The organism is Sphingomonas sp. BE138 (assembly GCF_031456125.1).
Lineage (GTDB): Bacteria > Pseudomonadota > Alphaproteobacteria > Sphingomonadales > Sphingomonadaceae > Sphingomonas.
Map to the genome: position 1 here is coordinate 103430 of NZ_JAVDUC010000009.1, position 21532 is coordinate 124961.

Sequence of the window (21532 nt, forward strand, 5' to 3'; positions counted from 1 at the left end):
CCCAATAGAGCTCGAGGGGCCAACGCTCAGGGCAGTGGGGCAGAAGACAGCGTAGCGCGAGACGGACTTCCATGCCGTCGACGGTCGTCTCCGAACACCTGGCGACGCCGGCACGCAGGATGTGCACCGACAGCGCGATCACCACGCGCTGGTGCCGAGGCAGCGTCGACACGGATCAGTGGAAGTCGTGCGATTTGAAGCGCACGACCTCCTCAGGATCCTTACCGTCCGCATGGGGCGGCCAGTATTGGTTGCGCGGCTCGGGCTGCCATCCCTTGTCCCCGCGATCCGGTGAGCCTGGATGCTGGGCTGCATCGCCGCGCCCGGTGCGGTGCGGGAAGGACATATCTCCGACACGGTGCAGCAGGTCGCCATGGTCGACGATCCGGTCGCAGATGACGTGGATCACCTCGCCTTCCTTCTGCACCCGCCCTTTCAAACCGACCATGGAGGCCGACATCACGGTGCGGCGCTGCGCCTCAAAACGGTCGGGCCAAAGTATGCCGTTGGCGATGCCGGTCTCATCCTCGATCGTTATGAACAGGACGCCCTTCGCGCTTCCGGGCTTCTGGCGCACGAGGATGATGCCGGCGACCTCGACGTGTCGGCCGTCGCGGACGCTGGCGAGGTCAGCGCACCGAGTGACGCCGCGCCGTCGCAGCTCGTCACGCACGAACGTAAGCGGGTGACCGCGGAGCGACAACTGCAGGTTGCGATAATCCTCGATCACCTCACGGCCATCGGTCAGCGCCCGCAGCTGCACCTCTGGCTCGATCCCTTCTGCGCTCAGCGTCTCGGCCGCGCGATCCGCCGCGGCGAAGAGCGGCAGCGGGGCTTCGCCGAGCCCCCTCACCTTCCATAGACCCTGCCGGCGATCGGCGCCGAAGCTGTGGAAGGCATCGCCATCCGCCAGCTTCTCGATCGCTGCGCGCTGCGCGCCGGACCGGCGCCAGACGTCTTCGACGCAGTCATATGCCGTGGTGCTGCGCGCGGAGACGATCTTCGCCCCGTCAGCGTTCGAGAGCCCGCGGATCACCCGCAGGCCGAGACGCACCGCCAGGTAGCGCCCGCCTGTCCGCTCGAGCGTGCAATCCCAGCGACTGGCGTTGACGCAAGGCGGCCGCACCTCGACGCCATGCTCGCGCGCGTCGCGGACGATCTGTGCAGGCGCGTAGAAGCCCATGGGCTGCGCGTTTATCAGCGCGGCGCAGAACACGTCCGGATGATGGTGCTTCATCCAACTGCTCGCATAGGAGATTTTGGCGAAGCTGGCGGCGTGGCTCTCCGGAAAGCCGTAGGAGCCGAAGCCCTCGAGCTGGCGGAAGGTGCGCTCGGCGAAGTCGCGCGGATAGCCGCGTGCGACCATGCCCTCGATCAGCTTCTCGCTGAAATGGCTGACCCCGCCGGTGAATTTGAAGGTGGCCATGGCGCGGCGCAGCTGGTCCGCCTCGGCCGGGGTGAAGCCCGCGCCGACAATCGCGACCTTCATGGCTTGCTCCTGAAACAGGGGAACGCCGAGGGTCTTTTCCAATACCGCGCGCAGCTCCGGGCGCGGGTACTCCGGCCGTTCCAGCCCCTCACGCCGGCGAAGGTACGGGTGGACCATGTCACCCTGGATCGGCCCCGGCCGCACGATCGCGACCTGAATCACGAGGTCATAGAAGCGGCGCGGCTTCATGCGCGGCAGCATGCTCATCTGCGCGCGGCTTTCGATCTGGAAGGTGCCGAGCGTGTCAGCCTTCTGGATCATGGCATAGACTTCAGGGTCATCATCCTGTAAGTCTGCCAATCCGACACGAATACCTTTATCCTGCTCAAGTAGATTGAACGCCCGGTTCATGCACCCAAGCATACCGAGGCCGAGAACATCGACCTTCATAAATTTCAGACTGTCGATGTCATCTTTGTCCCATTCAACGATTTGCCGGCCTTCCATTGCGGCAGGCTCAATAGGAACTAGATCATCAAGACGATCATGGGTCAGCACGAACCCGCCTGGATGCTGCGACATGTGGCGCGGCACGCCGATTAGCTTGCGCGCGAGGTCGAGCGTCAGACGCAGGCGACGGTCCGCGATGTCGAGGTTGAGCTCGTCGACCTGCTTCTCACCGACGCCCTCGGCCGACCAGCCCCATACAAGGCCGGCGAGCGAGGACGTCAGATCCTCCGGTAGCCCGAGCGCTTTGCCAACGTCACGCACCGCGCCGCGCGCGCGGTAACGGGTCACGACCGCAGTCAGCGCCGCGCGATCACGCCCATAGGTCTCGTAGATCCACTGGATGATCTCCTCGCGGCGCTCATGCTCGAAGTCGACGTCGATGTCGGGCGGTTCGCGGCGCTCCCCCGACACGAAGCGCTCGAACAGCAGCTCGTGCTTGATCGGATCGATTGAGGTCACGCCGAGGACGAAGCACACGCAGCTGTTTGCAGCCGAGCCGCGGCCTTGGCAGAGGATCCCGCGCCGACGCGCCTCCCGCACGATCGCATAGACAGTGAGGAAGTACGGCGCGTAGCCAAGCTCGCCGATCAGACGCATCTCATGCGCGATCTGGTTGGTGTAAGCCTCCGGCACTTGGCCATCGAACATCCGCTCGACCGCTTCGGTCGCCAGCTTCTCCAAGGCTTCCTGCGCTGACAGCCCCTCGATCAGGCGTTCGTGCGGGTATTGATAGGCCAGCTCGCCAAGGTCGAAGGTACAGATGCGCGCGATATCGACGCTTGCCTGCAGCGCGTCCGGATAGGCGCGAAAGCGCCGGACCATCTCGTCGGGCGACTTGAGCGCCCGATCCGCGTTGACCTCGCGGCGGTAGCCGAGCTCGTCGACGGTGCATTTCTCGCGCACCGCCGTCACCACGTCCTGCAGTAGCCGTGCCTCGGGCGCATGGTAGAGCACATCGCCGGTCACAACGGCACGGACCCCTGCCCCGCCTGCCTGCCGCGCCAGCGCATCGATCCGGACCGCGTCCCCCGGCCGACGCCGCTGGAACAGGGCCATATAGCCGCGACGCCCGTAGATAGCCTTCAGGTCCTTCAGTGCGGCGACGTTCTCCTCGTCCGCCTCGTGCGGCAGCAGGATGGCGACGACGCCCTCGGACCACGGCTCGAGGTCGTGCCAGTGGAGGAGGCACCCGCCCTTGCCCGCCCGCTTCTTGCCGACGGTGAGCAGCCGCGTGATCCTCGACCAGGCGGGCCGGTCGGTCGGATAGAGCAGCAGGCGCCGGCCGCAGGACAGATCGACGCGCGTGCCCGCGATTGAGCGGACGCCTGTGGCTTTCTGCGCCTCCCATGCCCGCACGACACCCCCAACGGTGCCGATGTCGCTGACGCCGATCGCCGGGTAGCCGAGCAGCGCCGCGGCCGCGAACAGCTCCTCAGGCGACGAAGCGCCGCGCAGGAGCGAAAAGTGGGTGAGCACCTGCAGCTCGACATAGTGGGTCATCCGAAGACCCCGTGCATCCACCAGGACAGGTCGCCCGTATCTTCCTCGAAACCGTCACCGCGTCGGAAGACCCAGTAGCGGCCGCCCGCATCGTCCTCGACACGGTAATAGTCCCGCACCGCCCACACCTCGGCATCGCGGCGCCACCATTCGCCATGGACCCGCTCGGGGCCGTCGCCGGCAACGATCTTGTAGGTCTTGCCCCGCCACTCGAACCGACGCGGTGGCTGGTCCGGCATCAGCGCAATCACGCGCGCCAGCGGCTCCGGCCGGGCAAAGAGGCGGATCGGGCGCTTCCATGCCGGCCATGATCCTGGCATCTCCACCGGGTCGGAGCGGGTGACGGCCCGCTCCGGCACATGGCTTTCGACTGGCGCAAGCCGGTAGACGGCATAGCCTCCAATCCTGCCGGCGATGAAGTCGACCAGGCGCGCTGGGTCCCGCACCAGCGCCTCGCCGGCGAGGACGGCGCCAAGGGCGACCGCATCCAGCGGTTCGGTATGCGGCGCAACCAGCCAGAATTGCTCGAGGCCCATGCCGGGGTCGATCCGCTCGATCCTGAGCTTCAGGAGCCTGAGAAGGTGCGATACCTCGCGCGTCGGGCGCGACGTGCCGACACCCACGACCTGTTCCGTGCCGTCGACGCGCAAAGCCGTGAGGCGGAGTGCCCGTGCGCCCAAGCCTCGCGCCTGCAGGACCTGCGCAAGATCGTTCAGCAGGTCGCCCATAACCTGTTCGATCGCCTCGGCCGTACCGATCGGCTCGAGGAGGCGACGCTCGACGATCGGAACCTCGGCATCCTCGCGCGGGGTGATTGGCTCGGCGACGGCGCCGAGCGCCTGGTCCAGACGCGTGATCGCCGGCAGGCCAAGCCGACGCGCCAGTGGCCCTCGCGCGACCGGCAGCAGATCCGCTACTGTCTCGAAGCCGAAGCGTTTGGCGGCGCTGAGTGCGCTCGGCGCCAGGCGCAAGGCGACGATCGGCAGCGGCGAGATCGCACTGGCGGTTGCACCCGGCTCGACGCGGGTCAGCTCGCTGCGGCCGAAGCGAGCGAGGGCATGGGCCGCCCCTGCGGTGTCAGCGACGGCCACGCGTGCGGTGAAGCCGGCACGACGGCAGAAGGCGATCAGCCACCTGCAGAACCGCTCCTCACCACCATGCAGATGCGCGCAGCCAGCAAGGTCGATCCAGAGCCCATCGGCGGGCGTGACGGCAGCAATCGGAGACCAGCGCCGAACCGCGAACAGCGCCAAGCGGTCGAGGAGTGCAGCATCAGCCTCCGGCTCGGCCGGACGGAAATCGAGATCCGATACGAGCGCGCGCGCATGGGTCGCAGCCATGCCGGGATGGATGCCAAGCGCCCGTGCGCCTTCGCAGGCAGCAACCACCTCCTCGCGCCGGCCAGCCTTCCCGATAAGCGCCAAGGGTGGAAAGCCATGGGTTTTAATATCCAACGGCGATGCTTTTGGCGCCGGATGCCCTGCGATTACGGTCCTATAAGGGTGGCTTGCTGCCTCCGATCGCCGGCCGAGCTCGCGCATAGGCGGCTGCGCATGTGTTGGCAGCGCCGCGATCTGCGTCTCGACGTCGGCGCGGGAAGGCAGGCCCTCGCGTGCCCACCGCGCACCTGGCCGCCAACCGCCGCCCCGCGGCACCGAACAGGCGCCGGGGTCGTCATCTACCGGCAGCTCGAGGACAGGCCGTTCAGGCTGCCGCGAAGCGGACCGTTCCAACCGTCTCAGCCGCTCGATGGCCAAGTCCGGCAGGAACAGCGAGACGACCCGTCTCATCGCTGCCCTCCACAATCAGGGAGAACCCCTCACCCCCACGCTGGCGAGCGCACTCCACCGCCCATCTCGCCCTTCCTACACCCGCGACTTCAAGCCGTTCGGACGGTGAGGTGCCGATCCGCCAGCGCGTCCAGGCCGCGGATGGTTCGGCAAGCGGATCCTCGTTGAGCCCGCGTCGACGGCGCAAAAGCAGGACCGGCATGTCAGCCTCGGCCGCGACCAACTGCAGGCGGCGGGTGGCGACCATGGAGACTTTGCTCGCCTCTGCGACGATGGCAGACGGTGTACCGTCGCGCACCGCATCCTCGATCACCGCCAGAAGGGCCGCGTCATCGCGCGGTTGGGCATGGATCACGGCTGCGGCTGGTAAGCCGATCTGCTCCAGCGCCGGCGCATACAGGTCGGCTCGGCAGCTCGCCCACAACACCGGCCCGCCTGTCGCAGCAGCTTCACGGGCGGCGATGCTGGCGAGGAAGAGGGTCGTTGCCGCATCGTCGACCATCGTGGAACTCTGTGCTGTCGCCTCGTGTAGCGCGCCCGCGCGAAGGCCCCCTGCCCCGAGCCGCCCGTCGATCGCGTCGACGCCGAAAGGCATGATGCGGAAGTCAGTCGCGGGTGTGGCGATCGTCCGAAGATGCGCTATTGACGGCGCTGATGAATCAAGGGCGGCGGGCATAAGGGTTAGACTCTACTCGTTCCCTTTATGTTCCGTTACCGAGCCGCGTTGGTCAAGCCCATCTCGATCGGTTCAGCGCATTGTACCCGGTCACGCGGGAGGTTCGGGGGATCGTCGCTTGAGTGTTCGGAGCTTCGCCGCTGGGTTCGGGACAGCTGCCGTTATCGGCGTTGCGGCGTCCCTTTGGCTCTTGAAAACGGCTGAGGACCGGCCCGTCCGGTATGCGCCGAAGACCTTCTATGATGACAAGGACGACCGGGCGAGCGACACCGGGTTCATCTCGGCCGAGGGAACGCTCGTGGGTCCAGATATGGACGGCCGGACCTTCCTGCACATCGAGTGCCGGCGAGGCCAGGGCTCCTGCCGCATCGCCGATCTATCGAACCTTGGTGCCGCGCGGTCCGTATTCCTGCACACCGACGAATACCCGATCAAGTCGTGGAATGCGGAGACCGTAGTCGCGGAAAGCGACCCTCCCTCCTATGGCTGCAACCGTGTAAGGTTGACCATCCAGCGGCAGGCGCAATCGGTCGAGTATCTCCGCATCCCTATGCCGCAAGCTGACAAATCGCGGTGTCAGGCGTTCGATCGGAAGCCGTACCAGTGGACCTTGGGGGACCAGCCCGCCTAGCATGATGGTCCCACGCCCTGTTGTCCAATCCTAAAGATCGATATTTCGAATTTCCATTGCTTCAGCCGCTAGGTCACCGATCGGTCCAGCTCCGCCCACAATTTGGAACACGACTGTAACATCGTGATCGGTCATTTTGGACAGCATCATCCTCACGGCCTCTGCAGCAACGTGATCTAGAATCGTCGTCGTCTCATCGATCGTCATAACTGTGGTCCGTAGCTTTTGGAGGGTAAAGACATCAGTTGGCGTTTATCGCGAGCAGGGGCGCGCCCTCGAGTGTCACACGGTCGAATGAAAAGACATGTTCTTTCGGGCTTTCCCTACACCGGCCGACGATGCGACCCTTCAAATCATACGAACCATTAGCAAGCACAACCTTAGCGTCACCGCAGATGGGACAATCTGCGGTGTAGCGTCGGATACGCACAAAGCGTTCCTCTCCGCGGCTTGTTCGCTCTAAAACCGCCCCGAAGTCCTCATCCTTCAACAGGGTGTCCGGTATCAGCATAACCTTATCCTCTAGAAGGTCATGCCAATTCTTTTTAGCCGCCCAGATCAGATATGCGGTTATCAAAATGAACAAGACTACCTGAATCGCTTGGGGCAGTGTCCTATATATTTGAAACGTCATTTGAAACCATACGGTCGCCATGCCACACATAATGAGTAGAAGCGTCCCGAAATACGGAATTAAAAAGAGCCATTTCTTATATTCCGTTGGTTCTCCAGAGGAGACGCCCGGGTATTTTAGCCTGCCTAGGATGTTCAATCTGGGCGTATTTGCTTGCGTCTCGTAGCGGAGGACGGATCCCAGCAGCCTAAATGACGCGAGCTGCTTCTGTTTCGCATACAGTCGAAAGCGGTGGCGAGATCCAGAATCGTCAATCTCAAGCGCTACCAGTCGACCTGGATCAAAGCTGTCGGAAAGCCGCGCAGCATACGTCTTCATGAAGCGCTCGACGGCATCGTTGTCACACCAATAGGCCCGCCGGGATTTCACGTCGTCCCGCCCAACAAACGCACCCACTTCCTTGCGTTCGAAGTAGCGCTGATCGGGTCGGTCAAGCGAGGCGCGCAACAGGCCTTCAATGAATTGGTATGCCCCCAGGGTGAGGGGCGCTGCGATCGGTAGGTTGTTGATTGCACACTGAATTTCCTCGGGAGAAAGCTCTGTGTCTCCCGAAGTCTCAACGCTTCTAGCGACATCCCCTGCCATTTTCCGCTCCTTCCCACGGGATCAATCCTAGAACCAGGAAGCGCGATGACAAAGCCCGTTAAGGCGGCAGCCAAAGGCACGAAAATTCGATTTGTTTATGATCGGGAGGGCGCCATCATACCGATTGAGGCGGCCGATCCACGTGCCGCAGCCGGCACCATTCTGGACCGCTCAGCTCTGCGTTGCTGCGCTTGCGGACAGCCGCTGACCGCACGAGCTGGACCCGATCGAGTCGCCCACTTCTCGCATCGCGGTAAGGCTTCGGACAATCCCCCCTGCCCTTGGCGGTCTGAGGAAAACGGCTTTGACCATTTCAGCGCCAACAACCCATTGGGCCTTGAAGGACGCTGGCATACTCAGGCGGCAATCGAAATAAGCTACATTCTTTCGGAATTGATGTGCCTCCCGATCGATAGAGAGCCGTTTATCCGAACATCCTTCGGCCTCAGAAAGCCTGACATCGCTTTTTCCATCGCGCGGCAGAAGGTTCACATCGAGTTGCAGGCAAGCCCGACTAATCTACCTTCCATTGAGCAACGGACCGATCGGGATGCCTCGGACCTAACCTCCACACTATGGATCATCAACGCGCACCAGTACGAGCGAATGATGACGCAGTCCTCCAGCGTAGGTTGGATCCGCGACCTTATGACGTTTGGGTCGAATCAAATTTGGCTTTGGGACGAACATTGCTTTCAGTATTCGTTGAGTCGTCGTGGCTTGTTTCTTAAAAGAGCAATCTTTGACGATCCTGATACCATACAGATGGTGCGCTTAACGGAGCGATCAATACCATACACGGTCGCCTACTGTTGCAAGATACATAGTGGCGGCATGCCGACCGTTGTCTTTCATCGACCTTCGGAAAGCCTCCCATCTACAGCTTTTATCAAGGCAAACATGGATCATGAGACACAAGTCATCCTGCGGAACACGCAGGCGAGTCGAGCAGAACGCCGTTACGCTTGGCGCTACCAATATGGATATGCTCGGCTGAACGTCCCGTATCCCGCATCAGCTCCCTCGCAGCTTAACGATGACAACGCACGCCGTTGGTTTGATGCTGCGAAGGAGTCGTTTATAACCCTCGCCGATGATAGTGCAAAACGACACCACACCATCTAAGGACTATCCTCTACGCTTAGCCTCTGATCTAACCAAATACCTTTCTTAGTAATCCGCTCTTAACGTTAGATGATGACTCGCCAATCTCTTTGATCTTGTTTTCAGCGTCACTCAGTTTAAGCGTTAGTATGCGGTTCTCGTCATCTCGCTTTTTTATCAAAGCCATGAGTTCGACCGCTGTCGGTTGCGCCTCTGGCAGCGCAGGTATCTTTAATTGATGAACCTTTACCGGGTCCGAATACCATGATTCCCCCGGCCCCGGCTCTGGTGTTAGGTTCCAGGTTATATTGAATGCACCATAAAGCCGCCTGAGGTACTCTCGTTTTTCCTTTGGGTATGTACCAATGTTATATTGATATACGTCCCTGTTGGGATGGTAAAGCTTAGCCCATCGCACCAAGCGCGCGAGCGCAATACCGGCGATTCCACGCCTAAACCAGTCTTCCTCAACACGGAGCATTCCCTCTGAAAGGCTCACCTCATGCTTGCCGAAGTTCGTATGTGCGCCAAACTCGGCAATCGCTCGGGGGAAATCCTTTGCCGTTAGGATACTTCCTCGCACAATAATGCCGGCGTCCGGGGGTAGCTTACCTTTCGTTTCTGCCCAAACCACCATCAGGTGACTGTCGTCTAGGTTCTCTGTTTCGAAACCGGTCTGGACGGGCAGCGGGTCGTTCGGCCCTCGAACCCTCGGGGGAAGCCGATGGATACTGGTTTCCCAAACATCCGGCACAGCAGTAGACATATTTCCGATTCCCAAGGCAGCGTCGTGATGATGCGTTTCCTATGTAGGTTGAGTCGCGGTTGTTCCCAGAGCGCGGGCCGACAGCCGGGGCGCTCAGAGGCCGCAAGACTAACACTAAACACGCAGCTCATGGTCAGAGGCACTCGGCCGCGGAGGGCCGGTGCGTTATGGGTATACCCTTCGCGTTCCTGCGCTGGCCGGTCCGATTTGCGCCGGAAAAAAACGTCCAAAATTTGGACCCAAATAGCCCGTCGGTCTGCTTGGAGCCCTAGCCAAGGAAGACCATACCGCACCCTATCAAACGGCGCCGCACAGCTCCATTGAGGAGTGAAGATCTGCTTTTTGCGGTGAGCTCAAAGCGCTAGATTGCAGCTGCAACGTGCCAAGCGCCCGCGACGTGCACGTGTTCACCGATGCCGAGAATGCCTCCCAGCCCCAGCCCTTCCGGCTGCCCGCACGCGGCTCGGAAGGCCCTCGTTCATTCGAGACGCTCCCACAAAGGTCACGTCCTCGCGCTCTTCGGTTGCCGAGACAGCCCGGCGCATTAGACATGGAGGCAGAGGCAGGGGTTTCGAGCGTCCTTGCCCGGTTATGGGGCAAAATGACACCGCAGGAATTTCTCAAGAAGTGGCGCAATGCTGAGCTGAAGGAGCGATCGGCATCACAGAGTCACTTTAACGATCTGTGTGCCCTACTCGGTATCGAGGACCCAGTATCCGCCGATCCAAGGGGCGAATGGTTCACGTTCGAAAAGGGGGCGAACAAGACCAACGGTGGTAATGGCTGGGCTGACGTTTGGCGGCGCGGCTGCTTCGGTTGGGAGTACAAGGGGCGGCACGCGAACCTGGACCGGGCCTATGGCCAACTCCTTCAATATTCAGTGGCGCTGGAGAACCCACCGCTGCTGATCGTGTCGGATATGGATCGGATTATTATCCGGACAAATTGGACCAACAGCGTCCAAGAAACGCACGAGTTTGCTCTCGACGACCTCACCGACGGAGCAATCCGTGATAGACTCAGAGCTGCTTTCATCGATCCCGACCAGTTCAAGCCCGCGAAGTCGCGGCAGGAGCTGACCGAAGAGACCGCCAAGGAGTTCGCCGGCATCGCGCAGCGGTTGCGTGACCGCGGTTTCGACCCACGCCAGGTCGCGCATTTCGTAAATCAGCTAGTCTTCTGCATGTTCGCCGAGGACGTCGGACTTCTGCCGGACCATCTGTTCACAAAGATGCTAGAGGTTAGCAGAAGCGATCCCGGGAGGTTTGTAGACCACGCGTCCATGCTCTTTGGCGCGATGGCCCGACCTGGCGGCACCGTAGGATTCACGTCAATCGAATGGTTCAACGGCGGATTGTTCTCCGACGAAGCGGCGCTGCCTGTCGATGGCGAGGATATTGAGCAGCTCCTTCGCGCAGCGCGAAAGGACTGGTCACAGATCGATCCGTCGATCCTCGGCACACTGTTTGAGCGCGGCTTGGATCCTGAGAAACGCAGCCAGCTTGGCGCTCACTATACTGATCGCGACAAGATCATGATGATCGTCCGTCCGGTCGTTATTGAGCCGTTAGAGGCCGAATGGGCGGAAGCGCTCGCTCACATGACCAAGCTGGTGGAAACCGCGCCTCGTCAGACTAGTGACAAGCTGCTCCGCGGGGCGGATCTCGGCAGGCGCACGCGTGCGTTCAAAGAAGCACAGGCTGTTCATGAGCGCTTCGTTCAGCGGCTTGCCGCCTTTCGTGTGCTGGATCCCGCCTGTGGATCAGGCAATTTCCTCTACGTCGCCCTTAGGGCGCTGAAGGACATAGAGCACAAGGCTAATCTCGATGCCGAAACTTTAGGCCTGTCGCGGGGCTTCCCTCGCGTCGGCCCTGAGTGCGTCCTTGGGATCGAGCTAAATCCCTATGCTGCCGAGCTTGCACGTGTTTCGGTGTGGATCGGCGAGATCCAATGGATGCGCCGCAATGGCTTCGCTGCGTCACGCAATCCTATTCTAAGGCCTCTCGAGACTATCGAGTGCCGCGATGCCGTTCTTGCTGATGATGGCTCTGCCGCAGAATGGCCCCAAGCGAACGCGGTGGTTGGAAATCCGCCCTTCCTCGGCAACAAAAAGATGATCGGCGAGCTGGGAGAGGATTACACAGTCGCGTTGCGACGCGCTTGGCCGACCGTTCCCGGTGGGGTGGACCTAGTATGCTACTGGTTCGCCAAAGCCTGGTTGATGGTCGACGAAGGCGTCGCCTCCCGAGTGGGGTTCGTGGCCACAAACAGCATCCGTAGCGGCAAGAACCGAGAAGTTCTCAAGCCGGTGGTGGAGCGCGGACGTATCTTTGAAGCCTGGGGTGACGAAGAGTGGACCGTTGAGGGGGCAGCGGTCCGCGTCTCGCTCGTCTGTTTCGAGGGAAGGGCCGACAGCGCGGTCATGCTCGACGGGCTACCGGTTTCATCCATATTCGCGGACCTTTCCGGCGAGCGTGGCGGCGTCGACCTGACGACGGCGCGGCCACTCGCGGAAAATCGGGATGTCGCATTTCAAGGTCCTGTGAAGGTCGGCAGCTTCGACGTTGAGGGCGCTGAGGCGAGGCGTTGGCTGCAGATGCCGATCAATCCCAATGGGCGCCCAAACGCCGACGTCGTGCGCCCGCTAATGAACGGCAGGGATATTACCCGCAGGCCCTCCGACCGGTGGATCATCGACTTCGGGACGATGTCGCAGGGCGATGCCGCACTCTACGAGGCTCCCTTCGAACACGTTCGCGCTGTTGTGAAACCGTTTCGTGACGGCAACCGCCGCGAGCGGCGGAGGACGTTCTGGTGGCAGCATGGCGAAACCGTGCCGGGCATAAGAAAGGCCGTAGCCGGGCTGACTCGTGCTATTTTCACTCCCCGCGTCGCCAAGCACAGGCTGTTTGTCTGGGCTCCGCCCTCGGTCATACCTGACAGCCGAGTGGTCATCGTTTGTCGGGACGACGACGTTACCTTCGGTATCCTCCATTCGAAGTTCCACGAGTTATGGTCACTTGCGCTTGGCGGGTGGCACGGCGTCGGGAACGATCCTCAATATACGCCGTCTCTTGGATTCGAGACCTTCCCGTTTCCGGACGGACTCACCCTGGACGTCTCAGTCGCTCAGCAAGGCGATCATCCGCACGCGGCTGCCATCGCTACGGCCGCTATCCGTCTGGATGACCTTAGAAGAGCTTGGTTAAATCCCGGCGACCTTGCTGTCTCGCGGCCCGAGGTGGTCGGCGGTTTCCCCGATTGCATCGTGCCCCGTAGTGAGAGTGCGGCTGCAGAGCTGGGTGAGCGGACACTCACCAACCTCTACAACCAACCGCGCCAGTGGCTGCTCGATGCGCATGCGGCGCTCGATGGCGCTGTTGCCGATGCCTACGGTTGGGGAGACGATTGGCGTGGCGGTCGGCTTGGCGAGGACGAAATACTGGGCCGCCTTTTTGAGCTAAATAGGTCACGAACCGGCGGGTAAATATGCCTCATAGTCCGAGGGGGAGGTAAATTGGGGAAGCTGCAGGAGTGGGTTGCCGGGCAGGAGGCGTGGATCGCTGATGCCTTGCATCGCGCCGCTATCGCCGGCGTGGCGACCGCTGAGGACGCTGACGCGATCGCGATCCGCGTTCAGGCTGCCAACGGAATTGCATCCGCTGGCGAACCAGAGTGCATGGTTTTTGAAGAAGGGTGCGTCGCAGCAGTAAGAAAAGCCGTTGAGACTCCCCTGCTATGTTCGATCGGGCCACTGGCCCATGTTGATCGGCTTGCAACGGGCCAAGAGCTGAAATTTGCGCTTGATGGCCTGACCATCGTCTTCGGCGAGAATGGATCTGGCAAAAGCGGCTACGCCAGGGCGGCAAGACGGCTCTGTACGTCTCGTGTTCCGATCGTTCTTCAAGGCAACGTTTTTGATTTTGTGACCAGCGGCCCCGCAGAGGTCACCTTTTCCACAAAGACCGGCGACGCGGAGCCTGTTTCTCACAACTGGGCCGAGGGTTCGGAGCTTCCTGACGCATGCGTCCAGATGACCTTCCTCGATACGGCGAACGCGCGGCTCTATGTCGAGGACAAGGCAGAGATACTCTTCTTGCCGCCCGAAGTGCGATGCCTCACGGTCATGGGCCAGCTGTATGGCCTTGCTGCCGAGCGCTGCCAGACGGCAGCTGACCGATTGAATGTAACGCATGGTGGCGCGATCCCCGTCCAGCTCGCACCGAGCACAGTGGCTGGCGCACTAGTCGGATTGCTCACGACGTCGACCACGCTCGCTAAGCTTCCGACAGCCGATCAACTGCGTGCTGCTGCCTCGTGGGATGACGCAGCAGCGGTGCAACTCTCTGAGGTACGCCGCCAGCTTGTTTCTGGCCCGGCCGCACAGGCGCGCACCTTGCGGCGCCTTGGGCATGCCGTGAAAGCCGTCACTGACCGTCTCGTCGCGACGATCGTACCGCTAGGGCGACCTGCTATCGTGCGTGACGCGGATCTGCTCCAGTCTCTGGGGCAGGCGCGAATTGCAGCGGATGCCTTCGCAGCGGAGCAGGCTGGTCGCTTTCCTATAGCCGCCACTGGTAGCGAAACCTGGCAGACACTTTTCCAATTTGCACGCCGGTTTGCAGCCGAAGCCAACATCGTTCCAGACGACGGTGCGTTTGCCGTCGGCGATCCTTGCATGCTCTGCCAAAGGCCATTGGATGAAGCTGCAAGCGAGCGCATGAACGCCTTCGATGCTTTCATCGCGGGCGAGGCAGCTGCTGCGGTCGAAGTAGCCAAGAAAGCTGTAGCTGCTCGCGTGACGGAGCTGCGCGGGCTGGAAATCGATACCGAGGAACAAGTTCGCCAAGCGCTTGCGGAGTTCCGCGATCATGACGATGAATCTCGAATAACGGCCGACGCTGCTGCTATAGCAAGCCAAGCACTGCTCCAGCACCGCAACAGGTTGTTAGAACATCTTGGTGGCGGGGCTCCCGTGGATGCTTTGCCGGTGATCGCGCCGATCTTCGCGCTTCAGAGCGCGGGGGAGAGCATGATCGAGCGGGCCGATGCACTCGAAAAGGGCGGCGGTGTCGATGATGCGTCGGTTGCGTTAGAACTCGAGTTGCGGGACCGCGAAACGCTGGCGGGATGCGTCGATCATTTGATCGCTAGGCGGGACGGACTCGCCGACCGGCAACGCTATTTGTCTTGCGTATCTGCCCTGAATACGCGCCCTGTGTCGAAGCTTGCCTCGGCACTTCGGGGCGAACTTGTTACTCCTGAGCTTAGCGCTCGTATCAAGCGTGAGATTGCGTCTCTTGGCATTGAGCATGTGCCATTGCGCTTCACCGAACAGAGCGCATCCGGAAAAAGCTTTTTTGAGGTGGCGCTCGACAGCGGTGGCCGGGCCAAGAAATCGAGCGTGCTCAGCGAAGGAGAACAACGAGCGCTAGCAATTGCGTGTTTCCTCGCCGATGCACACGTCAGCGAGAGTAAGGGCGCGATCATTGTCGACGATCCGGTCACCAGCCTCGATCACCAGCGGATGCGACGCGTCGCAAATCGCTTCGTGGCCGAGGCTGCAGGCGGCCGGCAGGTCATCATCTTCACGCACAATCTTTTGTTTTATCAGGAAGTGCTTCGTGCATGTGCCGACAGGTATCCTCAGGTGCCTGCGCTACCTTGTCTGATTCAGCAGTCGGAGCAAGGTTTCGGCCTTGTTTCGGTCGACGACCAACCTTGGATTGCGAAAAAGGTCAAAGAGCGTGAGCGTGCACTAGATGCACAGCTCAAAGCTGTTCCCGATAACCTAGCGCCGGATAGTGACGAGCTTCGAAAGATTGCCAAACAGTTCTACACCGATTTGCGTGAAACCTGGGAACGGGCGGTCGAGGAAATTGTCCTCGGCGGGGTCGTAGAACGGTTTGGGACGGACGTTAAGACTCAGAGTTTGAAGATGGTCGATGTCGATGACGAGGACTATCGGGTTATCTATTTTGCTATGAAGCGAGCGTCTGAGCGTTCTGGTCACGACCAAGCGGCGGGGAAGCAAATCGATGCGCCAGGCCGAGCGCAAATGGAAACGGATTTGATGGAGCTGCGAGGGTTCATCGCGGCTCATCGTAAAAAGACGTTGGCAGCCGGCGAGCGACGGAAGGATCTAGAACGTGCTCCGAAGGCGAGTGTGGCTTAACGCTGCTCGATGCTGCACAAATCGGTATGTAAAGTCTGGCACGAGGCTCATCGACCGCCAGAGCCCCCTCGCCTTTCCGCCCTCAGCGTCGATCGTTTCAATTGGTGCCTTTTGGGTATATCCATCCGGCACCTTAAAACGCTGATCCTTTTTCCGTGCGGAAAGAGCCTCAAGAATCAGACGCCAAATTCGCGTGGAGTCTTTTTGAGGTCTACATGTATCAAAGACTGTCGAGCTGCTACCCTATGAAGACCGCCATCGACAGGCACCCGCCGCAGCACGGCACTGTAAAGCTGTCCGCTTATTCGACCCGCCGCCAGGGTTGAGACTCAATCAGAGCCAGAATGGGCGCGCGGTTGCGATGGCGACGCCTGAGAGGAATATGGAGGCGAGTTTGTCGTAGCGAGTGGCGACGCGGTTAAAGTCCTTGAGACGGCAGAAGGCGTTCTCGATGAGGTGCCTGCCACGGTATCGGTCCTTGTCGTATCGGATGGCTCGCTTCCGGTTTCGTCGCCCCGGAATGACGGGAACGGCTCCAGCGTCGCGGAGCGAGCGGCGCAGCCGGTCGGCGTCATAGCCCTTGTCAGCAAAGAGGTAACGCATCCGGCCAGCACGTTTGAGAAGCGCAGGTGCCGCTTCCACATCGCTGACGTTGCCGGCCGTCAGCATCAACGCATAGGGGCGGCCGATAACGTCGGTGAGCGCATCGATTTTGGTCGTCCTGCCACCGCGCGAGCGACCGATCGCCGGGATTTGGCGCCCTTTTTCTGCCGAAGGCCGCGCCTTGCGCCTTGATGTAGGGGCTGTCGATCGCGGTACTTCTGGTGACCACGCCGGCATCCCCCAGTGCGTCGTGCAGCTTGAGCAAGAAGCCACGGCGCGACCAGCGGTTGAACTGGTTGCAGATCGTCGTCGACGGCCCGTAATCGGCTGGGTAATCACACCAGCGGCAGCCGACCTTCAGCACATGAACGATGCCCGAAATCACCCGCCGGTCGCCTACCCGCCGCGCGCCGGGCTAGTTCCTGGGTAGATGCGGCTCGATTGCTACCCATGCTTCATCCGACAACCAGAACAGTGCCATGCCTCACTCCTCCTGATCTACAAACCGGTGAAAAAGGAAAACCACCACCCCTCAAGAGGCTGATTGAGTTTGGCCCCTAGGAATGGTACCCGCAATTACTCACAACCCCGACGTCGACGGGGGACAGCACCGCACCACCTAAAAGTTCAGAGGAGCCCTCCAAGCATGATGCAGGGAAATAATACCAATTCCTGGGTTATGGGAGAACACTGACTTCCAAAGATCTGCTGCAGCAATCAAGCGGTCAGTTTGTCTCTTAGGCACGCGCCTTAACTTTGTTTTTGTCTCGTTTTTTGTCGAATGGACGCGCCAGTTTTTTTGATGAAGCTCAAGTATCGTTAGATTTAATATATCGACAGGATGAACAATCAAGCTCGGCAAGCGGGGAAGATCGTTCACTGCGCCATAAAATTGGAAATGTAGCGGGGGATGTCCTGCCTGCCCCCCGCCGGCCGAATTTGACCAGCCGCCGACACCAGCATCAAAATGGTATGTTTTCTCTCCATGGCCGGTCGCGGCCTCAAAGGTATCGGTTCTTAGCTTTACTACTGTGACGCCCTCCTCAACGATCACCCTTTTGGATGTAGCATCGTATGAGCAACGGTAATCGAGAGTCATTATCGCGCGCAAAGGCGCTACTACTTCGCTATCACCTTTCCAGACTTTTGAGGGGATGATCTCGATCGGACTGGCGGGCGCAGTCTTCCAATCAAAAATCCCTCCCCCATCTCGATCTGCTTTTCTGACAGCATTTTCAAGATCGGTACATAACACCTCGATCCGCCTTACTGAGCCGCCTAAAAGATACGGTGACGATGCGCTGGCGAGCGCGCGTAGATCCTCCCGCATGTGTGAAGCCGAGAAGGTAAACGTCATTCCCCCTCCTGCTTATCGGCCGGATCCACCATCGCCCAGATAAGCGGTTCTTTCTGAGCTTCAGAACGACGGATCCATGGTTCGATCGCCTCAGCCGGCCATCCAGGCGGATGAAGCTGAACGGCGTCATCCAAGTCTATAAACTCGTCTTCTCTTAAGTCTGGGTCGTGACCTACAACTCGTCCTGAACTGTCTCTGATGTTAATCGGAGTTCCGGTAAGCTGTTCGAGGGCTACCGCCTCATCGGAAGCCTCATCCACGGCGGATCGCATCGTCCACGCCATGAAGTTCAAGCCTGCTGCCCACCAACGTCGACCGAAGACGTTAGCGACTGGCCCTTTGAAAACGCAGGTTGCAAGATCTTGGTTAAAATCCTTGTCGCCAATAAGCAGGTTATCTAGGTCGTCAACGCCTACCCCTAAAGTCCACGCAGCGTATTGGTCCGACATCAGTAGGCCCGGATAGGGAAGAATGCGATGCAAGATCCAGCGCAGGACGCCAGCCACTCCTCTGCTGCCATCACTTCCCTCCTTACCGGGCTCCGTCAGCGGCGGTCGTGATCGAACGAGCTGCTCTAGCGCCGAAACATTCCAAAGCGCATTTTCGGGAAGGCACAAATAAGCCGCCAATTCCGCGGCGCTAACACGACCGTTGCCCGCGACGGTTTTCAACCGCACGCTCGCCTGCGCAAGCTCAACAATCGTTGACTTGGAAAAAGCCGCATCTTTAAGAATGAGCCACTCTACGTCGAGAACAGGAGCGAGCTGAGGCTCACGCCCTACGAAAGAGCCCGCAAGTGGAACGGCCGGCCCGACCGCCGGGACTTCCGCTGCGTAAGCCTCTTCCTCACTAGTATAAATAGCGACGGGCGGTAGGGCATTACCAGTAAGCCGTGCCCATGATCTAAGATGACCCAAGAGGCTTGGACCGTCGGTAGCCGTCAAGCTTAACTCAGGACTCAGGTCGAGGTTGTGATCTAGCAATACCAGGTCAACGTGTGCCAGAGCTTCTGTCACAATGCGTGTGAAGCTTGCATCATTTGGCTTAGCTAAGACTGGCTCTACTACAGCTGGAAGAAGATGAGAGCTTGCTTCGTCATCTATCAGTAGAACTTTTAGATTTTCAGTCATCGGCGAGGGATCTCCATTTCGATCGCTGTCGCAAAGCCGACAGATGGACTTTTGAAGCGGATTACCGCGCCGTATTCATCCAAAAGACTCCGTGTGATTGTTAATCCCAATCCCATCCCCTGTCCAAGCGCTTCATCGACACTAACCGTGGTCGACCTAAAGGGCTCGAAAAATCTTTCAGAGCCAATAAGATCAACAGCCTGACCAGTATTTTCTACTGTGACAACCATATACTTTTCACTGTCACGGGCCCGCACCGCCACTGCCCCACCATCATTCACGAATTTAATAGCGTTACTTAGGACATTGCTCATGATTGCCGTTAGTTCCGCCGGAAATAGTGGCGGCGTTGTGATATCGCTGGGCACGTCTATCGATAGTTGGATATTTTTGCGTTCTATCGCCGCCTTATAAAAGTCGACTACCCTCTTTAATCGGTCGGCAAAGTTTTGCCGGCTACGCCGACGTCGACCCTCGATTCCCGTAACGTCCGCTAAATACACGGCATTACGGCGCAGACGCTCACGCATTTCTCGGGCGTCAAGCGCAGCAGCTTTCAGGGCAACAGAAACTTCGCGGTTCGCAGTTTTCTGAGCAAGATCATCAAGCGTCGATGCAATTGTCTGTGCAGTTATCGAAAGGCTGCGCACCTCGTGAACGAATGCGGCGTGTTCCAAACCTAATGACGCCACTACCCGGAACATCGTAGCTTCTGTGGAAACCTCAGATGTTAAATCCGATGCTTCCGATAGCTTAAATGTCACCTCATCCAACAAAGCGCTTGCTGCTTGTCCACGGCCAGCGGATATCTCATTGCGTGCCGCCTGCAACCGTTGAACGGCGTCGCTCTGAATCTCCTGCAAAAGAAATGCTGACGGCGCCTGCCCACTCGGAGCGCGTTGAGCAGCGCTCCGCTGACGAATAACTGACTGACGCCGTGCCTGCTTCACTACTGAGGTGGTGGCATATCGCACACGCACCTGTAGATCGATTGCCAGCCTGACGGTATCCATTATAAAGTCGAATTGATCACTTGGCAGGAAACCTTCACGGTTAACAAGCATCTTCAGATCATCAGCACCCTCTCGTGTAAGCAAAACGGCACCAAAAAATGAAGAGTTGCCTTGAACAGAGAGCCCCTCTTGCTCCCGGCCCGCGGGGAGCTGCCACTCTGCACGGCTCCGAAGTCGACCTAGTTCAGATCGGCCACGGGACCGGTAATCTCGGTCTAGCTCAAGCCAGTCGTCTCGCATATCACCATACGGAAGAACGCGAAAACCCTCGTAATATACCCTAACGCCGCGATATCGTGCTGGCCAACTTTCATACTCCCGCTGAAATATTCTAGCTTGAAAACTTACGCTTGGTTCGCCGGCGTCGAGCGGTCGATCTACCTTGAAACCTTGTGCATCGGGATATTCCGTTAATGTCCGCTGCGTTGGTTGAACAGATATCTGCAACCTTCTTGCAGCAAGATCGCAGTCTATCTCGATAACCCATGAACTGCTCTCGGGCGCAGCCGGCAAATCTGAATCATCAGGTCGTAGGTCGCCAGCGTACTCGATCGAAAAATCACCACCGCGCGTCGCATCGCGGAGTTGCACAGTCTGAAGGAGAGAGCCGCTCGGGAGAATATCAGCGCTTGGGGTGTCAATCAGAACCCTTGGGGGGGTAAGGGTTGCAACTTCATCGAAGAAGGACGACAAATCTCTATCCGTCCACTGCTTTCGAAGCGGTGCTAATCTAAGAGTGGTACCTGCCAAGCCGCGATGTGAGGGCAGATCAAACATGCGAACGGCGGAACTTCCGTCAATATCAGATATCGATTCAAGGGCTTCAATTGCATCCCAATCGATCCGGGCGAGCGTAGCGCCGTCGGACAGGAAGCCTCTTTCTCTCTTATACTCAGTTCCCGACCACTTACGAGTGCTCACTCCCACAGCATGCGCGAGCTTATGCGCCGCCAATCTACCAACGCCCTTTTCCCCCGTATAACGGCGCCCGAACCAAGGCGAACGCCGCTCACCAGATGTTTTTGACCGGCCAGCTATGCGTAGGAACCCCGATGAGAACTCGCGGGATGTCATTCCAACCCCGTTGTCGGCGATAGTAATACGACCAGAGACATCTGATTTTAGACGCTCTCCAAATATGGTTACTTTAGTGGCATCAGCATCATAAGCGTTTTTGATCAACTCGATTAGCGCGGTCGATTCGCGGCCGACCAGGAGCTCTCCGAGTTCTCGAAACAGTTTGGTGTCTACCGAGAAACCAGGCACGTCCTATTTTCTTCCTATTGAAGCGCGCTTAACCGCTGATTACAGATGCAGCCTATTATTAATCTGACGCCCCGTCGAACGAAAGGGCTGAGAGCGAATTTTTTCCTCTCGGGCACCATCGGACACCTATATGCGAATGCACTTTCTGTGGCGGTGGATGGGTCTCTAGATAAGCTCACGACACCGGCTCCCTCCACCACAACTTCATCGGCTTTTCTTTTGGCGTCTTCTGCAGCACCGCTTCTTAATAGGCCGCCTGCATTGGCGAAGGCCACCTCAATTTTTTCATTGATCCAACCCCGTCATGAACGGTCAAAATCTCGAAGAGCGATTAGGATCGCTAACGAAAATTGGCATCTTATG

The 21532-nt window shown here is 59.4% G+C and carries 13 protein-coding genes and 1 pseudogene; 4 read left to right on the forward strand and 10 right to left on the reverse strand.

Annotation, left to right across the window (positions count from 1 at the left end):
• Positions 1–175 precede the first annotated feature (175 nt).
• The 3 genes from J2Y58_RS12885 to J2Y58_RS12895 are packed head-to-tail and all read right to left on the reverse strand — an operon-like array spanning position 176 to position 5731.
• On the reverse strand, positions 176–3439 hold the full coding sequence (locus tag J2Y58_RS12885; RefSeq protein ID WP_310103699.1) for an error-prone DNA polymerase: 3264 nt from the start codon (positions 3437–3439) through the stop codon (positions 176–178).
• Positions 3436–5229: a DNA polymerase Y family protein gene (locus J2Y58_RS12890; protein WP_310103701.1), complete on the reverse strand. Its 1794-nt coding sequence runs from the start codon at positions 5227–5229 to the stop codon at positions 3436–3438. Before J2Y58_RS12890 ends, J2Y58_RS12885 begins: the two co-directional genes overlap by 4 nt.
• Positions 5144–5731, reverse strand: coding sequence for an ImuA family protein (locus tag J2Y58_RS12895; protein ID WP_405053104.1), 588 nt, complete (start codon positions 5729–5731; stop codon positions 5144–5146). Before J2Y58_RS12895 ends, J2Y58_RS12890 begins: the two co-directional genes overlap by 86 nt.
• A gap of 292 nt (positions 5732–6023) precedes the next feature.
• Between J2Y58_RS12895 and J2Y58_RS12900 the strand changes: the two genes are divergently transcribed.
• On the forward strand, positions 6024–6536 hold the full coding sequence (locus tag J2Y58_RS12900; protein ID WP_310103705.1) for a hypothetical protein: 513 nt from the start codon (positions 6024–6026) through the stop codon (positions 6534–6536).
• Between the two features lie 30 nt (positions 6537–6566).
• On the opposite strand, the gene J2Y58_RS12905 is transcribed toward J2Y58_RS12900, so the two are convergent.
• Together J2Y58_RS12905 and J2Y58_RS12910 are read right to left on the reverse strand one after the other, a co-directional pair.
• Entirely contained in the window at positions 6567–6743 is a 177-nt protein-coding gene (locus tag J2Y58_RS12905) for a hypothetical protein (RefSeq protein ID WP_310103707.1), read from the reverse strand.
• Between the two features lie 34 nt (positions 6744–6777).
• Positions 6778–7755, reverse strand: coding sequence for a hypothetical protein (locus J2Y58_RS12910; RefSeq protein ID WP_310103709.1), 978 nt, complete (start codon positions 7753–7755; stop codon positions 6778–6780).
• A gap of 45 nt (positions 7756–7800) precedes the next feature.
• On the opposite strand from J2Y58_RS12910, the gene J2Y58_RS12915 reads away from it, so the two are divergent.
• A complete protein-coding gene (locus tag J2Y58_RS12915; RefSeq protein WP_310103711.1) occupies positions 7801–8880 on the forward strand; it encodes a competence protein CoiA family protein in 1080 nt (359 codons plus the stop codon).
• 28 nt (positions 8881–8908) lie between these two features.
• Here the strand turns inward: J2Y58_RS12915 and J2Y58_RS12920 are convergent, their stop codons facing one another.
• Positions 8909–9625: a hypothetical protein gene (locus J2Y58_RS12920; protein WP_310103712.1), complete on the reverse strand. Its 717-nt coding sequence runs from the start codon at positions 9623–9625 to the stop codon at positions 8909–8911.
• 550 nt (positions 9626–10175) lie between these two features.
• Here J2Y58_RS12920 and J2Y58_RS12925 point away from each other — a divergent pair.
• Together J2Y58_RS12925 and J2Y58_RS12930 are read left to right on the forward strand one after the other, a co-directional pair.
• On the forward strand, positions 10176–13112 hold the full coding sequence (locus J2Y58_RS12925) for a class I SAM-dependent DNA methyltransferase (protein WP_310103714.1): 2937 nt from the start codon (positions 10176–10178) through the stop codon (positions 13110–13112).
• A gap of 30 nt (positions 13113–13142) precedes the next feature.
• On the forward strand, positions 13143–15800 hold the full coding sequence (locus tag J2Y58_RS12930; RefSeq protein WP_310103716.1) for an AAA family ATPase: 2658 nt from the start codon (positions 13143–13145) through the stop codon (positions 15798–15800).
• Between the two features lie 333 nt (positions 15801–16133).
• Here the strand turns inward: J2Y58_RS12930 and J2Y58_RS12935 are convergent.
• The 4 genes and pseudogenes from J2Y58_RS12935 to J2Y58_RS12950 all read right to left on the reverse strand — a co-directional run bounded on the left by J2Y58_RS12935 (position 16134) and on the right by J2Y58_RS12950 (position 21169).
• Positions 16134–16884, reverse strand: a pseudogene (locus J2Y58_RS12935) (IS5 family transposase).
• Positions 16885–17022: 138 nt separating this feature from the next.
• On the reverse strand, positions 17023–17760 hold the full coding sequence (locus J2Y58_RS12940; protein ID WP_310103718.1) for a hypothetical protein: 738 nt from the start codon (positions 17758–17760) through the stop codon (positions 17023–17025).
• On the reverse strand, positions 17757–18890 hold the full coding sequence (locus J2Y58_RS12945) for a hypothetical protein (RefSeq protein WP_310103720.1): 1134 nt from the start codon (positions 18888–18890) through the stop codon (positions 17757–17759). Before J2Y58_RS12945 ends, J2Y58_RS12940 begins: the two co-directional genes overlap by 4 nt.
• Positions 18887–21169, reverse strand: coding sequence for a sensor histidine kinase (locus J2Y58_RS12950; protein WP_310103724.1), 2283 nt, complete (start codon positions 21167–21169; stop codon positions 18887–18889). The genes J2Y58_RS12945 and J2Y58_RS12950 overlap by 4 nt, the downstream gene beginning before the upstream one ends.
• Positions 21170–21532 lie beyond the last annotated feature (363 nt).

Bases quoted from the DNA above. Each gene is read 5' to 3' on its own strand.
- J2Y58_RS12885 (WP_310103699.1), bottom strand. From the start codon at position 3,439: ATGACCCACTATGTCGAGCTGCAGGTGCTCACCCACTTTTCGCTCCTG.
- J2Y58_RS12890 (WP_310103701.1), bottom strand. From the start codon at position 5,229: ATGAGACGGGTCGTCTCGCTGTTCCTGCCGGACTTGGCCATCGAGCGG.
- J2Y58_RS12895 (WP_405053104.1), bottom strand. From the start codon at position 5,731: ATGGTCGACGATGCGGCAACGACCCTCTTCCTCGCCAGCATCGCCGCC.
- J2Y58_RS12905 (WP_310103707.1), bottom strand. From the start codon at position 6,743: ATGACGATCGATGAGACGACGACGATTCTAGATCACGTTGCTGCAGAG.
- J2Y58_RS12910 (WP_310103709.1), bottom strand. From the start codon at position 7,755: ATGGCAGGGGATGTCGCTAGAAGCGTTGAGACTTCGGGAGACACAGAG.
- J2Y58_RS12915 (WP_310103711.1), top strand. From the start codon at position 7,801: ATGACAAAGCCCGTTAAGGCGGCAGCCAAAGGCACGAAAATTCGATTT.
- J2Y58_RS12920 (WP_310103712.1), bottom strand. From the start codon at position 9,625: ATGTCTACTGCTGTGCCGGATGTTTGGGAAACCAGTATCCATCGGCTT.
- J2Y58_RS12925 (WP_310103714.1), top strand. From the start codon at position 10,176: ATGGAGGCAGAGGCAGGGGTTTCGAGCGTCCTTGCCCGGTTATGGGGC.
- J2Y58_RS12940 (WP_310103718.1), bottom strand. From the start codon at position 17,760: ATGACGTTTACCTTCTCGGCTTCACACATGCGGGAGGATCTACGCGCG.
- J2Y58_RS12945 (WP_310103720.1), bottom strand. From the start codon at position 18,890: ATGACTGAAAATCTAAAAGTTCTACTGATAGATGACGAAGCAAGCTCT.